General features: G+C 74.5%; 9 protein-coding genes. 7 read left to right on the top strand and 2 right to left on the bottom strand.

What is annotated here, in order from left to right; all coding sequences use genetic code 11:
* The first annotated feature begins 213 nt into the window (after positions 1 to 213).
* From JT362_RS28650 to JT362_RS28625, 6 genes are read left to right on the top strand one after another with little or no spacing between them, the layout of a single operon-like run.
* Entirely contained in the window at positions 214 to 2,811 is a 2,598-nt protein-coding gene (locus JT362_RS28650) for a class III lanthionine synthetase LanKC N-terminal domain-containing protein (protein WP_260194950.1), read from the top strand.
* Positions 2,808 to 3,641, top strand: a complete 834-nt coding sequence (locus tag JT362_RS28645; protein ID WP_260194949.1) for a GNAT family N-acetyltransferase — start codon at positions 2,808 to 2,810, stop codon at positions 3,639 to 3,641. The genes JT362_RS28650 and JT362_RS28645 overlap by 4 nt, the downstream gene beginning before the upstream one ends.
* The gene (locus tag JT362_RS28640) at positions 3,631 to 5,454 is read left to right on the top strand and encodes a hypothetical protein (protein ID WP_260194948.1); all 1,824 of its coding nucleotides are present in this window, start codon (positions 3,631 to 3,633) and stop codon (positions 5,452 to 5,454) included. Before JT362_RS28645 ends, JT362_RS28640 begins: the two co-directional genes overlap by 11 nt.
* Positions 5,451 to 7,244 carry an alpha/beta hydrolase family protein gene (locus tag JT362_RS28635; RefSeq protein ID WP_260194947.1) on the top strand — a complete coding sequence of 598 codons (1,794 nt, stop codon included), beginning with the start codon at positions 5,451 to 5,453 and terminating at the stop codon, positions 7,242 to 7,244. The genes JT362_RS28640 and JT362_RS28635 overlap by 4 nt, the downstream gene beginning before the upstream one ends.
* Entirely contained in the window at positions 7,231 to 9,060 is a 1,830-nt protein-coding gene (locus tag JT362_RS28630; RefSeq protein ID WP_260194946.1) for an ATP-binding cassette domain-containing protein, read from the top strand. Before JT362_RS28635 ends, JT362_RS28630 begins: the two co-directional genes overlap by 14 nt.
* Positions 9,053 to 10,843 carry an ABC transporter ATP-binding protein gene (locus JT362_RS28625; RefSeq protein WP_260194945.1) on the top strand — a complete coding sequence of 597 codons (1,791 nt, stop codon included), beginning with the start codon at positions 9,053 to 9,055 and terminating at the stop codon, positions 10,841 to 10,843. Before JT362_RS28630 ends, JT362_RS28625 begins: the two co-directional genes overlap by 8 nt.
* Positions 10,844 to 10,903: 60 nt before the next feature.
* Here the strand turns inward: JT362_RS28625 and JT362_RS28620 are convergent, their stop codons facing one another.
* On the bottom strand, positions 10,904 to 12,322 hold the full coding sequence (locus JT362_RS28620) for a flagellar basal body-associated FliL family protein (protein WP_260194944.1): 1,419 nt from the start codon (positions 12,320 to 12,322) through the stop codon (positions 10,904 to 10,906).
* A gap of 277 nt (positions 12,323 to 12,599) precedes the next feature.
* Here JT362_RS28620 and JT362_RS28615 point away from each other — a divergent pair, with 277 nt between their 5' ends.
* Positions 12,600 to 13,913, top strand: a complete 1,314-nt coding sequence (locus tag JT362_RS28615) for an NlpC/P60 family protein (protein ID WP_260194943.1) — start codon at positions 12,600 to 12,602, stop codon at positions 13,911 to 13,913.
* Here the strand turns inward: JT362_RS28615 and JT362_RS28610 are convergent.
* Entirely contained in the window at positions 13,874 to 15,049 is a 1,176-nt protein-coding gene (locus tag JT362_RS28610; RefSeq protein WP_260194942.1) for a phosphotransferase, read from the bottom strand. The genes JT362_RS28615 and JT362_RS28610 overlap by 40 nt on opposite strands.
* Between the last annotated feature and the right edge of the window lie 67 nt (positions 15,050 to 15,116).

Below are 15,116 nucleotides of genomic sequence, written 5' to 3'. Positions count from 1 at the left end.
CGACGCGCTGACCGCGGACGACCTGATGGAGCTGGGCTACGAGAACGACCCGTTCCTGATGGAGGACCCGTCCCTCTGCACCGTGTGCAGCTGGACCGACAGCGACCAGCACTAACCGAGCTGTTGTTCGTGGGGCTCCGGCAGACCCGCCGGAGCCCCACGAAAGACACCGCCGAGACGTCCAGCCTCGGGACGAAGCGCAGGGAGAAACCCGTGTCCGTCCGACGAACCCGCTCGGCGGTCGAACCCGTCTCGACGACCGCTCGCCAACTGGCCGGCGAGTACCGCACCACCTACCAGCTCCGGGCGGACGGCGGCTGGTGGCACTTCGACCCGATCAGCTCGGCCCCCCTGCCGCCCCAGGGGTGGAAGCTGCACGTCAGCGCCTCCCCGCTCACCGCGGCGGAGGCACTGCGCCGGGTGGCGCGGATCGTTCTGCCGCGCGGCGTGCGGTGGAAGTCGGCCCAGACGGTCGACCAGCTGGCCCGCCTGTCCGGACCGCCGACCCCGCTGTCCCAGGTCGGGAAGTTCATCACGGTCTACGTCGACGACGAGGACCACCTCCCGGTGCTCGCCGAGCAGCTGCACACCGCGACCCGCGACCTGACCGGGCCGGTGGTCCCCAGCGACCGGCGCTACCGGCGCGAGAGCAACGTCTACCTCAGGTACGGGGCGTTCACCAGGCGGTCCGACTACGCCGTCCCCGAGCAGACCAGGCAGTCGTACCTCGTCGACCCGGACGGCAACCAGGTCCCCGACGTCCGGGCACCGGGCCAGACCCGGCCGCCCTGGGTGCCGGAACCACCCCTGCCCGACGCGCGGGAGCCGCGCCGCCACGGGGACGGGCTGTTCGGCCGGGGCATCACGGTGCACGGGGTGCTCAACCAGTCCGCCAAGGGCGGGGTCTACCGCGGCACCTGGCGCGGCCGCGACGTCGTGGTCAAGGAGGGCCGGGCGGGGACCTGCCCGGACCTGATCGGGCGGGACGCGGGAACGCGGCTGCGCAACGAGTGGACCATCCTGCGCCGGCTGAGCGGAACCGGGCTCGCGCCGGAACCGCTGGACCTGTTCGTCGAGCGGGACAACGTCTACCTGGTCGAGGAGTTCCTCCCGGGCGTGACCCTGCGCGCTTCCGTCGAGAACGCCAACTACCTGGGCCGCCCGGACCCGGACGAGCTCCGGAACAGCTGCCGGGCGGTCGCCGACCTCGCCGCGCGCCTGCGCGACCACGGCGTGCGCCCCCGCGACTTCACCCCGAACAACATCATGGTCCACGAAGGCCGGTACACCGCCGTGGACCTGGAACTGTTCGAGATCGCGGACTCACCCGAGCCGCCGTTCGCCGGCTGGACCCCCGGCTACGCCCCGTCCCGGGACGGACGTCCGCCGGACGCGGGCGACACCGACTTCGCCGTCGCCGCGATCACCTACTTCGTCCTGACCGGGATCGACCCGTTCCTCGGCCGGGCACAGGACATCTCCACCCACGTCGACGCGTTGCTGACCGCGTTCGGGCCGACCGAGACCGAGCCGGTCGAGGCCGAGCTGGACCTGGTCCGGACCCGGCTGGGCGGCCCGGTCCGCTCGCCGTCCGGCACCCCGGCGCCCGGACCGGCCCAGATCGTCGAGGAGGCGGTCGAGGCCGGTCTGGAGCTCACGCGACGGGTGGAGTGGGACCGCGCGTCCTGGCCGTGGCCGGAGGAGTGGTCCTCGGGTCTGTTCCACCCGGCCTGCTTCCACACCGGGACGACCGGCGTGGCGCGGTACTACCTCGACCTGTGGCACGCCACCGGCGACCGGGCCTGGCTCGACCACGCCGACGACCTCCTCGACTGGACCTTCACCACCGTGCCGTTCGTCCCCGGCCGCACACCACCCGGACTGCACTTCGGCATCGCCGCGCTGCCGTGGCTCGCCGCCGACCTGGCGAACCTGGTCGATCCCGGCCGGGCCCCCGTGCTCCGCGAACGGGCAGTCCAGCTGGCCGACGCCCTGGTCGAGGCGGACCCCGGCAGCTGGGACATCACCCACGGCTGGGCCGGCATCGGGCTGGCCCAGGTCGGGACGATGCTCGCCACCGGGGGCGACGCGGACCGCCGGGCCGCCGTGACCCGGATCGCCCACCACGTCCTCGCCGCCGGCACGGACCGCGACGGCCTGCTGGTCTGGCCCCGCGGCGGCGAACCGGACACGTACAGCACCGGCTTCGCGCACGGCAGCGCCGGCATCGGCTACTTCCTGCTGGCCGCCGGTACCGCGACCGGCGATCACGACCTGGTCGACGCCGCGACGGGCGTCGCCGCCGCCCTGCCGGACCTGGGCGTGCCGACGGCCGGCGGCGCCGGGCTGAGCTGGCGCAGCGGCCCGACCGGCCGCGCGGTGCCCTGGACCCACTGGTGCAACGGTGCCGCCGGCGTCGGCGCGCTCCTGCTGTCGGCCGGGCTCGCCAGCGGTGACCCGGCCCTGATCGACGCCGCCCGCCGCGCCGGGCGGGCCATCACCCGCGGCCGCGCCTACGGGAGCACCTGCCGTTGTCACGGCCTGGCCGGTGACGGGGACTTCCTGCTGGACCTGGCCGCTCGCGCCGACCACGACGGCGAGTTCCGGCGGGGCGCCGAGACCATCGGCCGCAAGCTCGACGCGCTGCGGTTCCGGGACGGGTTCGCCTGGAAGTGGGCGCACGAGGGCGGCGGCGAGCCCCGGCCCAGCTACATGCGCGGATATCTCGGGGTGCACGCCTTCCGGCTACGCCTGGCCGGACTCGTGGCCGACGCCCCCCTCACCATCGCCCCCGCGAGGAGCACACCATGACCGCCGTCGACGACCGCACCGGAGCCGACGCGCCGCCGTTCGCCACCAGGACCGAGCTGGTGTCGTGGTGGGACAACACCTGGCTGGTCCGCGCCGTGTCCGCCGACGGCACGGTCCTCACCTGTCTGGCCACGCGAACCGGCCGCGAGTCGTGCCTGCTGGACGAGCTCCTGCCGCGACGCCGCGATCCGCGACTGGCCGGCCTGCTGGTGGCCGCCGCCGACCGGGTTCGCGACGACCTCGGCGTCACCACGGTCCTGGCGGTCCACCCGGCCGACTGGGACGAACACCTCAGCGGGCACGGCGTCACGCCGCTGCACCGGATGGCCCACCTGGGGCTGCTGCTCGACGACGAGCAGCTGCGGGCGCACCACCGGCCGCTGCCCGACGGCCACGCGATCGTCCCGCTGCACACCACCACCGAGGCGGACCTCGCCGGCCTGAGCACCGGACCCGGCCGGGAGCGTGACCTCGCCGTCTGGCGCGACGTCCGGTCCGGCGGCTACGGACCCGTGATCGCCGACGCCAGCCTGGCGGTCGGCACCGGCTCCGGCGTGACCGCCGCGATCGCGGTGAGCGAGTACCGAGGCCGTCCGCTCATCGGCCACTGCGTGACCGGTGAGGCCCACCGGGGGCACGGCCTCGGCCGGGCCGTACTGGTCGAGAGCCTGCGCCGGCTGGCCGCCGCCGGCTACGCCGACTGCCACCTGAACGTGGTGGCGGACAACTGGATCGCCCACCGGCTGTACCGGTCGGTCGGGTTCAGCCCGAGGCGACCCCCGCTGCGGGTCACCCGAATCCCTGACGGAGGTGTGCGCCATGGGCGCTGACCCGCTCGACGCGCTGACCGACCCGACCACCGGCGCACCAGGACCGCGGATCGTCGAGGCCACGTCCGCCGAGATCGCGGCCGCCGTGACCGACGCCGCCGAGCGGCACGGACCGCGGTACTACCTGTCCGCCGGCTCCGGCACCGCGAGCGTCCCCCTCTGGGCCTTCGGCACCGAGCCCCACCCCGACCGCCGGTCCGTGCTCGCCAGGGCGGAGGGCCTCCTGCACTGCCGCGAGGAACGCGACGCCGCCGTCGAGCACGAACTGACCGAGGTCGGCACCTGGCTCGCCGCCGACACCGGCGGCCCCAAGATCCTGGTGGCCGAGCTGTTCGGCCCGGCCACCAGGGACCAGGTCGCGTTCCTGCACGCGTGCGGGCAACGCCGACCGGACCAGCCGCGCATCGTCGTGCTGCGCCACACCGGCCGGCCGGGCGCCGGCACCCGGCCGCCCGGCGACCCCGAGACCGACGAGATCCTGCTGGCCATGCGGCTGGCCGGCGGCCAGGCGAGCGACGCCCGGGTCGCCAGGTGGACCCGGCTGCGCCGCTGGGACCCGGCCACAGTGGCCGCGCTGACCTCCACCCGGCCCGGTCCCCGGGGACCCGTGCGCACCTACGCCGACGTCCGCGCCTGGGCCGCGGCCGGAGCCGTCCTGGCCAGGACCGGCCAGGAACTCCTCCGCACCGTGGCGACCATGGTCACCAGCCGGGACGACGACGCTCCCGCCGACGTCGTCCCGCTGTCGACTGCGGCGCTCGCCGACGACCCGGCGGCCGCGCTGACCGCCATCACCGCGGCGAGCTGCGCCGCGGCGGCCGACCGGCCCTCGGCGCTCCTCGACGTCACCCGGTCGGTCCTGTGGGGCGGCCGGCGGCGCGGCTGGTCCGACGTGGACCGGAGCACCGCCTACGCGCTGCACCTCGCCGCGTTCGTCAGCGCGGGCCGCGGCCGGCTCTCCCCGGCCGCCGCGGACCGGGTGCTCGCCCTCGCCGAACGGACCGGTGTCGACGCCCCGGTCCGGTCCCTGCTCGGGTACCACCTCGGTCAGATCCTCGCGAAGTCCCGCCGCCCGGCCGGCTGGGCCGCGAGCACCCGCCACTTCGCCTACGCGCGGGAACACGTCCGGGCCACCCCGGGCGGCGTCGCCAGCCGGATCGCCGCCAGCTACAACGGCGAGGCGCTGGCGCGCTTCCGGGCCGGGGACCGCGACGGCGCCGTGCGTGCGGAACTGGCCGGCCTGGCCGCGCTGTCGGCCCCCGGCGTGCCGAGCACGCGGGCACTGGCGGAGCAGCGCGTGTTGCTGCTGACCAACCTGGCCGACGTCCACGCCCGCGGCGACGGCACCGCGCTGGAGGCGATCCGGTGCGGCCAGGAGGCGTTCCGGGTCGCGGTGGACGCCGACTCGCTGGTGGCGCTGACCTACGTGGTGCCGAACCTGGTTCGCCGGCTGCTCGACCAGGGCTGGCTCCCGGAGGCGGAGCGGGTGGCCGACCAGCTGGTTCGCCGGTACGACCGGAACGTCGCCCCGCGCCGCGCGGCCGAACGCGCCGTGGTGGGGGTGTGCTGCCGCCTGGCCGCGGCCCAGCTGGCCGCGGGCGGGGTGGGCGCCGCGGCCGGGTGGTACGCCCAGGCGGCACTGCGGATGCGCCGGGCCGCCCCCGCGGCGCTCGAGGGCATCGTGCGCAACCTGCGGGCACTGGACGACGACCGATCCGTCCAGGTGCTCGAGCGGTTGGACGCGGAGCTCACCGCGCGGCGCGGCACCCACGAGCGCCTGTCACCGCTGGCAGGCCTGCTGGACCCACGATGACCGCCGCGACCTCGGCGACCGCCGCGACCCCCGCGACCGCCACGACGACCGCATTGGACGGGCAGGTGCTGGGCTGGACCGTCAGCCCGGACCGCGCGGAGCTGGTCACCGTGCACGACACCCCGGGGGAGGAGCCGACCATCGAGCTGGTCACCCGGCGGATCGGGCCCGACGGCGCCCCGGACGGCGAACCACCGAGGCCCGTCACCGGCCCGTTGCCGCCGGACTGGCGCGTCCTCGACTGGGCAGGCCCCCGCCGGCTGGCACTGTGGCGCCCCGGCCGCCGGAGCCAGCTGTGCGTGCTCGACCTCGCCGGCGACGTCACCCACCGCGGCGAGGTGCTCGGCCGGCCGCTCCGGTGCCGGCTGAACGCCCGCGGCGACGTACTCGTCCTGCTGGTCGTGAGCGGCGCCGACAAGCCCGAACTGTGGCTGCACCACGCCGGCTCGAACAGCTACCTCCCGGTTCCGGACAGCGGGGGAGTGCGCCGGGTCGGCGCGTGGGACGCCGACGCCGGGGTGTTCGCCGCCGACGTGGACCGCACCCGGTTCTACCGCCACGGCCAGGCAGGCTGCGTCGAGGTCGCCGTGGACCAGCCCGACGACACCCGGGTCACCGCGACCGCCGGCTGCGCGGCCGGCCGGATCGGGCTGACCGGAACACGCGTCACTGGCGACACCGTGCCGGGAGTTCTCGACATCGCCACCGGACGGGTCCGCTGGTTCGACGACCACCCCGGCGGCACGGCCGTGGACCTCGCCCCGGCCGGTACCCGGCTGCTCACCACCACCTGGGACCAGCAGCGGCACACCTACCAGGTGCTCGACCCCGCCGGCCACCGCACCGCGGTACTGGACCCCGGGCCGACCCTGGCGACCGACGTCCGCCTCACCCGGGACGAGCGGCACCTGATCGGCTGGCACCAGTCACCGGCCGACGAGCCTCGGCTCACCCGCTGGGCCCCACCGGACCCGTGCCCGCGCCCGCTCGCGCCGCGCACGTCCACGCCGGTCGGGATGCGCTGGCGGCACCGGTGGGTGCCCGACGCGTCCGGAACCGACCTTCCCGAGTGGGTCTTCGAACCGACCGGCACCACGGCGACGGGCACGGTCCTGTTCCTGCACGGCGGCCCGCGCGGCCGGTTGAAGCAGGAACACGACCCGGTCGTCGAGGCCATGGTCCGCGCGGGCTGGTCCGTGGTCGGCCCGAACTACCCCGGCAGCTCCGGCTACGGCGAGCGGTACCTCGACCTGGGCCGCGGCGACTGGGGCGGGGTCGACGCCGCCGCACTGCGCCGCCGCCTGGAGACCCTGCACGACGCCGGCCAGCCGGTGTGCGTCTACGGCCAGAGCTACGGCGGCTACCTCGCGCTGCGGGTGGCCGCCGAACTGCCGCACCTGGTGGCCGGGGTGGCGGTGTGGGCGCCGGTCACCGACCTGCCCGCGCTCCACACGGGGATGACCGGGGTGCGCCGGCGCTGGCTCGACGACGAACTCGGCGACCTGCGGCTCGACCAGCGGGTCCTCTGGGAACGCAGCCCGGTCAGCCAGGCGCGGGTCCTGGCCGGCACCCGGCTGCTGATCGGCCACGGCCGGTCCGACGACCGCTGCCCGGTGGACCAGTCCCGCCGCCTGGTCGACCTGGTGCGGTCGTGCGGTGCCGACACCGGCCTCCGCTACCTGGAGGAGCCGGGCAACCACGCGCCGGCGGACTGGGGACCGTGGAGCCGCGCGGTCGTCGAACACTTCGCCGCCGCGTCCACCGAAGGCCGCTCCGGTGCGACCGGCTGACGCCGTACGCGCCCGCCTCGCCCCCCGCCGGGCACTGCTGACCATGCTGTGGCGGGCCGCCGGCTGGCGGATCCTCGGTGTCGGGGTGCTCGCCGTCGCCCAGGGCCTCGCGCCCACCGCGGCGATCCTGGCCACCGGGATCATCATCGACGCCGTCCACACCCCCGACGGTGACCGGGCCGTGCTCGGCCTGGTCCTGTTCGGCGGCGCCCTGCTCGTCCGAGTGGTGCTGACGGCGCTACTGGACTACCTGGTGCGGGTGCTCGACGGCAGGTACGGCCAGGTCGTGCACGACACGATCGCCCGGGCGACCCTCCGCACGCCGCACGTCGCCGCCCTGGAGGAGCCGGCGGTCGTCGGTGAGCTCGCGTCCCTGGCCGAGTTCGAACGGGTCGACGGGTTCGTCCGGACCGTCAGCCAGCTGCGCGAGGTGGTGCAGCGCCGCGCCACCGGTCTCGGATCCGTCGTGGTGCTCGTCGGGTTCGCCTGGTGGATGCCGCTGGTGCTGCTCGTGGCGTGGCGCGGGCTCGCCCACGGCGTCCGGCGGTGGATCGACCACGGCGTCGGCCTCAAGACCACCGTCGGCGCCCGGATGACCCGCCGCCCGAGGTACCTGCGCGGTCTGGCCGTCGACGCCCCCGCCGCGAAGGAGGTGCGGTTGTTCGGGCTGGCCGGCTGGCTGGTGGACGGCTACGCCGACAGCTACCGGGAGGCGCTGCGCCACATCTGGACCGGCCGCGCGCTGGGCATGCGCTCCGTACTGGCGGGCAGCGCGGGCCTGGCCGCCGCCCACCTGCTGGTCCTCGGCACCGCGGGATGGCAGGCGCTGACCGGTGCGTTGTCGGTCGCCCAGCTCGTGGTGCTGGTGCAGGCCGTGCTGGGCACCGGCGCGCTGGGGTTCCTCGGCGAGCCGGAGCTGACCCTCGGCCGCGCGCGTCAGGTCGCCCGGCAGGCACTGCGGCTGGAACAGACCCTCCGCCCGGCCCGGACCGCCACCCGGACCGCCGGCCGACCCGCGCCAGGCGGGGCGCTCCCGGTCCGGCTGACCGGCGTGCGGTTCACCTATCCGACACGGACCCGGCCCACCCTGGACGGCCTGGACCTGGAGATCCCGGCCGGTCAGTCGGTGGCCGTCGTCGGCGGCAACGGGGCCGGCAAGAGCACGCTGATCAAGGTGCTCTGCGGACTCTACGAACCCGACCTCGGCCGAGTGGAGATCGGCGGCCACCCGCCCGGCGGCCCGGACAACCGCATCGGGGCGATCTTCCAGAACTTCACCCGCTACGAGCTGCCGCTGCGCGCGAACGTCGGCTTCGGCAGTCCCGGCGCCGGCCAGGAGGTCCTGACCGCCGCGCTGGCCGACGCCGGCGCGGGCGACCTGCCAGCGACCCTGCGCGCCGGCTGGGACACCGTGTTGTCGGCGGGTTATCCCGACGGGCAGGACCTCTCCGGCGGCCAATGGCAGAAGGTGGCCCTGGCCAGGGCGCTCGCCGCCGTGCGTGGCGGCGCCGGGTTGCTGGTGCTCGACGAGCCGACCGCCGCGCTGGACGTGCGGGCCGAGGCGGAGCTGTTCGACCGCTTCCGGGCGGCCACCACCGGGGTGACGACGATCCTGGTCTCGCACCGGCTCGCGTCGGTGTGCCGGGCCGACCGCATCGTGGTGATCGACGACGGGCGGGTGGTCGAGGACGGCACGCACGAGGACCTGATGGCGGCCGGCGGACGGTACGCCGCGATGTTCACCCTGCAGGCCGAACGGTTCGTACCGGCGGCGCCGCGCGTCGCCGCCCGGGAGCGGGAGCCGGCCCGTGGCTGAGCACTTGCGTGCCGTGGCCCTGCTGGTCACCACCGCCTGGCGGGTCGACCGGTGGCGCACCGCCGCGGCGGTGCTGGAGCCGCTGGGCAACGTACTCGCCCTGCTGGCCGGGCTGTGGCTGGCCGTCCTGACCACCGGAGTGGTCCAGCAGGACACGTCCTCGGTCGTGGTGGGCGTGGTCGGGTTGGTGGCCGGTGTGGTGCTCGGGTGGCAGCTCGACCTGGCCGGCAGCCAGTGGCGACTGGTCCTCAGCGAGAAGGTCGCGCACGCCTTCGACGTCGAGATCGCCACGATCTGCGCGACCCTGCCCGGGCTGGACCACCACGAGAACCCCGAGTACCGCGACAAGCTGGAACTGCTGCGGCAGGGCCAGGGCATGCTCGGTCGCTCGTTGAACGCGCTGGCCATGGCGGTGAAGTCGGTGTGCGGCGCGCTCACGGTCCTCGTCCTGCTGGTGGGGGTGCACCCGGGGATGGTGGCGTTGGTGCTGCTGGCGCTGCCGGCCGTGCTGACCGGCGGGATCCAGCAGCGCTGGCACCGGCGGGCGGAGGAGGAGTCGGCCGAGCCGGGCCGGCTGGCCGCCCACCTTCGGTCGCTCGCCTACGACCGGGACGCCGGAATGGAGATCCGGGTGTTCGGCCTGGCCGACGAGATCGGCCGGCGCTGCGGCCGTGCCTGGTCCGACCACCGCCGCCCGCTGCACCGCGCGGAGCGGCGGGCCGGCCTGCTGGCCGCGGCCCGCGACCTCGGCTACGCCGCCGGGGTGGTCGCCGCGGTGGCGTTCGTGCTGTGGCGCGTCCTGGGCGGTCATGCGCCGGCCGGCGACGTGGTGCTGGTGATCTACCTCAGCCAGCAGGTGCAGACCGCCCTGCTGTGGCCGGTGCTCAGCATCAGCGGGCTGGGCCAGACCCTGCGCACGGCCGGCCGCGTGCGGTGGCTGCGGGACTACGCGGCCGCGGCGGCGGTGCGCTCGGGCGGGCTGCCGGCGCCGGAGAGACTCACCGGCGGGATCGTGTTCGACGACGTGTCGTTCCGCTATCCGGGCTCGGACTCCTGGGTGCTGCGGCACGTCTCGCTGACCATCCCGGCGGGATCGGTGCTGGCGCTGGTGGGCGAGAACGGCGCCGGCAAGACGACCGTGGTGAAGCTGCTCGCCGGGATGTACCGGCCCACCGAGGGCCGGATCCTGGTCGACGGGGTCGACCTGGCCGACCTCGACCCGACCTCCTGGCGGCGCCGGCTCTCGGCGGCCTTCCAGGACTTCGCCCGGTTCGAGTTCACCGCAGGACGCACCGTGGGAGTCGGGGACCTGCCGCACCTCGACGACGACCGCGAGGTCGCACGGGCGGTGGACCGAGCAGGGGCGACCGACCTGGTGCGCGCGCTCCCGAGGGGCGCGGCCACCCAGCTCGGCGCGAGCTGGGACGGGGTCGACCTGTCCACCGGCCAGTGGCAGAAGCTGGCGCTCGGCCGGGCCCTGATGCGCGCCGAACCCCTGGTGCTGTTCCTCGACGAGCCGACCGCGTCCCTGGACGCCGCCACCGAGCACGGACTGTTCGAGCGGTACGCCGCGGCCACCTCCGCCGGCGCGGCGCGCGGGCTCGTCACGGTTCTGGTGTCGCACCGCTTCTCCACGGTGCGCGCCGCGGACCAGATCGTCGTGCTGGGCGACCAGCGGGTCCTGGAGTGCGGCGGCCACGACGAGTTGATGGCCGCCGGCGACCACTACGCCGCGATGTACGCGACGCAGGCCGACTCCTACCAGCCGGCACCCCGTCCGTAGACCGACAAGCCGGTGGCCCGCCTCCCACGAGCGGGAACCGGGCCACCGGATGTTCGTCGACTACTGCGCCTCGATCAGCGCGAAGACGTCCTCCGCGGTCAGCTCGCTGATCGCGGACAGGCCAAGCTCGGTGTACGTCCGCAGCGGGCTCACGTACCACTTGCCGTCGAACTCGGTGACGACGACGCCGGTGTTCTTCATCATCCCGGACGCCAGATTGGTGAGCGCCTGCTGCATCTCCGGGCTCATGGTGCTGTCGCCCATCTCGGTGCTGAGGTCGTCGGCGCACATCGGCTGGGTGCGGCCCTGTGCCTCGACGGTGTAGCAGTCGCCGTCGCGGCTGACCTTGACCGTCTCGCCCTCGACGGTGAGCTCCAGGTTGGACAGCAGGACCTTCTGGCCGCCGCTCTCCGCGTCGGTCACCTCGGTCTCCAGGGTGGTGATCTCCACGCCCTCGGCGGCCGGTGGCGTGCCCATCTCCTCCAGCAGGGCCGGGCCGGCGTCGTGCAGCGCGCCCATCTCGTCCGGCGGCAGCAGCTCGATGATCCGCTCCACGTCGGCGCCGATCGAGGCCTCCACCATCTCCCGGACCGCGCCCTCGGCGTCGTCGGCGCCGTTGTTCGCGATCGACTCCGCCGGCCACTCCTTGTCCGCCTCGAGCAGCGCGTAGTCCGCGACCGTGTAGAAGAGGCTCGGGTACCACTCGCCGTCGACGTTCACCGTGGCGATCCGGACCGGCTCGCCGGTCTCCTTGACCACGTCGGCGATGTCGACCTCCTCGTTGGTCGACTCCTTGGCCATGACACCGTCGGGGAACGCGGCGTCCAGGAACTCCTCGGTGAACGGCAGCTCCGTCATGTCCGTCCGCACGCCGACCGTGCCGCCGACCAGCTTGGTGATCGTCAGGTGGTCGTTGACCTTCTCGGCCGCGGCCTCGTCGTACTTGAGGTTCTTGGCCTCGATCGTCGCCCCGTGCAGCTTGTTCGGGTCGGCGTCGTCCTTGTAGATGTTCAGCTCCTTGAGCCGCTCGGTCGACTTCGCGTTGAAGTCGACCATCAGCGCGGACTCCGCCGGGGTCAGGCTCTCCAGCACGCCGAGCACGTCGCCCTGGCTGAGGCTGTTCACCAGGTTCGTGGCGGCCTCGGTCGGGCTCGCCTCGCCCGCCGGGTCGTCGCCGCCGCGGTTCAGCATGAAGACCGTCGCGGCCACGCCGACCGCGATGACCAGCACCGCGGCGATCGAGCCGATGATCGGGCCCTTGCCCTTCTTCTTCGGCGCGGGCGGCGCGGCGCCGTACCCGTACCCCTGCTCGTACCCGGCCGGCTGCTGGTATCCCGGCTGCTGCGGGAAGCCACCCGACTGGGGGTAGGCACCCTGCTGTGGGTAACCGGGCTGCTGCGGCTGGGCCGGAACCGGCCCACTGCCCGGCTGGTTCGGGTCATTCGGCTGCCACGGTCCGCCTGAACCTGGATAGCTCACGGTTCCCCTCCTGAAAGGACCGGCCGCGCGTCGCGGCGGCCGGGAAGATGCGTCACCGCATACGACGGTCGGGACCGTGGCGGTGGTTCCGAAAGATTATCGCCGATTCCCTCGGAAGCGTTCCGCCCGCCACCCTCCGTGTCCCTCCCGCTCCCGGCTGAGTGAATGTTGTCCGAGTTGGCCATGTTTCTGCTGTTACGAGTGGTGTCAAACGAGACAGGAGTGGCACAGTGGGTCGAGCTCGAGCCGAACGTGCAGGTCAGGGAGGTAGTCCCGTATGGGCATCACACGGCTGAGCGCCAGGGCCGCGACCACCGCCGCGACCGTCGTGCTCGTGCTGGCGCTGGGCACGCAGGGCGCGGTCGCGGTACCCCCGCCCCCGCCGAACCCGAGCGACGCCGAACTGGACAGCAGCCGGGACACCGCCGGCTCCCGCGCCTCCCGGGTGGGCGAGCTGACCAACGAGGTCGCCCGGGCCGAGGCGCTGCTGCTCGACCTGCAGGCCCAGGTCGCCCTCAAGCTCGAGGAGGCCAACAAGGCTCTCGTCGACCTGCGCACCGCCGAGGACGAGGCCGCCCGGGCCAAGACGGACGCCGACGCCGCCCGCGCGGCCGCGACCGCCGCCGCCGAGGGCGTCGACGACGCCCGCGAGGCCCTCGACGAGTTCGCCGCCGGCAGCTACAAGCAGGGCAGCACCGTCGGCTCACTGTCCGCCTACCTGGGCGCGACCTCCCCCCAGGACCTGCTCGACCGCGCCCAACTGCTCAACGTCGTCGGCGAGAGCCAACTCGACTCCCTCGACGACCTGGAACGCGCCCGCACCGACAAGGCGAACAAGGATTCCGCCGCCCGCGCCGCCCTCAAGGTGGCCAGGGACAAGGCGGACCGCGCCCGAGCCGCGAAGTCCGCCGCCGACACCGCGACCGCCGCCGCCCGCCAGGCCCGCCAGGACCAGGCCGCCCGAACCGGCGAGATCCAGGCCCGCAAGGACCGCGCCGAGCAGCGCCTGGCCGCCGCCCGGGCGCGGGTCGGCGGCCTGGAGGACCAGCGGGAGCGGTACCAGGACTGGCTGGACGCCAAACAACGCGAGGACGCCGCCAACGCCGCCGCCGCCACGTCGTCGTCCACTTCGTCTTCCTCGTCCAGCGCCCCCACCCCCGCCCCGGCCAACGGCACCGTCCGGGCCGTGATCAACCGCGCGCTGTCCCAGGTCGGCGTGCCCTACGCCTGGGGCGGCGGCAACGCCTACGGCCCGACGCGCGGTATCCGCGACGGCGGCGTAGCCGACTCCTACGGCGACTACAGGAAGGTCGGCTTCGACTGCTCCGGCCTGATGATCTACGCCTTCGCGGCGGCCGGCTTCAACCTGCCCCACTACAGCGGCTACCAGTACCACGCCGGCCCGCGGCACCCGCTGAGCCAGAAACGCCCCGGCGACATGCTGTTCTGGGCCACCGGCGGCCGCATCCACCACGTCGCCCTCTACATCGGCAACGAGCAGATGGTCGAGGCCCCGTACTCGGGCTCCCACGTCCGCGTCACCTCGGTCCGCTACGGCGGCATCGTCCCCCAGGTGACCAGGCTGCTGTAGGTCGTTCGGGTCGGCAGGTGGGTGAGCACGTGCCGCACGTCGCGGTCGGCGTACCGCCGCTCGTCAGGTGAGTCGGCCTCGAGTGCCAGATGAACCTGCCCCGACACGTAGTTCAGCAGGCCGATCGCCGCGCTGCGGAAGGTGTCGAGGGACAGCGGGGGCAGGACGCCCGCCCGTGCGCGGTAGCCGTCCAGCAGCGCACGGGCACCGGCGGCGTTGACCCCGCCACGTGGATCGACCGCCCAGGCGGCCAGCGCCGCGGACAGCTCCCACTCGGGTGGGAGCCCGCTCGCGTGCTCCCAGCCGGCGACGGCAAGCCGGCCGTCCGGACCACGGCGCACGTTGCCCGGGCTGAGGTTGTTATGGCACATCACCGGCTCCCCCGTCACCACCCCGGCACCGATGGACTCCAGTTCGACCAGCGTCGGAACCGCCGAGTCGAGCACCGCGGACCAGGCGGCGCCCCGGTCCGCCGCAACCTGCGCGAGCCGTGCCCAGCTCGTCGTCGACAGCCGCCGGGCGTTCCACGGGCAGATCTCCGCCACCGGGAAGCGCAGTGCGTGGATGGTGGCGAGGATGTCCCCGACCGCCCGGGTGACGACGGCGCTGACCGGCGCGGCCAGCGGCGGCCCGGAACGCAGCCACTGGTAGACGCGCCACCGATTGCCGTCGATCTCCTCGACCGAGGCGCCGGTCCTGCCGCGGACCGGGGCAGGCAGCAGCACGCCGGCTCGCGCCGCGGCTTCCTGGAAACGAGTGTTGTCCTCGCCGTCGGTCACCGGGAACACGTCGTCGACGGTCCGCGGCGCCCAACGGCCCCGGTCGGTGGGCAAAGTCCAGCGCCGGCCGGCCTCGTCCGGACGGGACACCGAGCGCATCGGTCCGGTCACCTCGCCCAATCCGAACCGTTCCGCGATTCGCCGGGCGAGCGCGGGATCGGCGACGTCGACCGTGCCCCGCGTGCGGTCGACCTCCGCCTTCAGGTCGGCCCAGGTCCGGAACCCGTACTGTTCGGCGAGGGAGGTCTGCGCGTCGGCGAGCGAGGCGTCCGGGTCGGAGTCCCGCAGGCCGGCGAGCAGATCCTTCGCCTGGCGGCGCAGATGGTCGAGGTTGGGGTTGTCGGGCAGCGTCTTCATCGGAGCACCTCGCTCACCGCCCGGACTCGCACGGACGGACCTGAGCGCGGCATCCGTCGCCAACCTG

The sequence above is a fragment of the Actinophytocola gossypii genome (assembly GCF_025165815.1).
Taxonomy (GTDB): Bacteria; Actinomycetota; Actinomycetes; order Mycobacteriales; family Pseudonocardiaceae; genus Actinophytocola; species Actinophytocola gossypii.
This window is presented reverse-complemented; position numbering and strand designations above follow the sequence as displayed.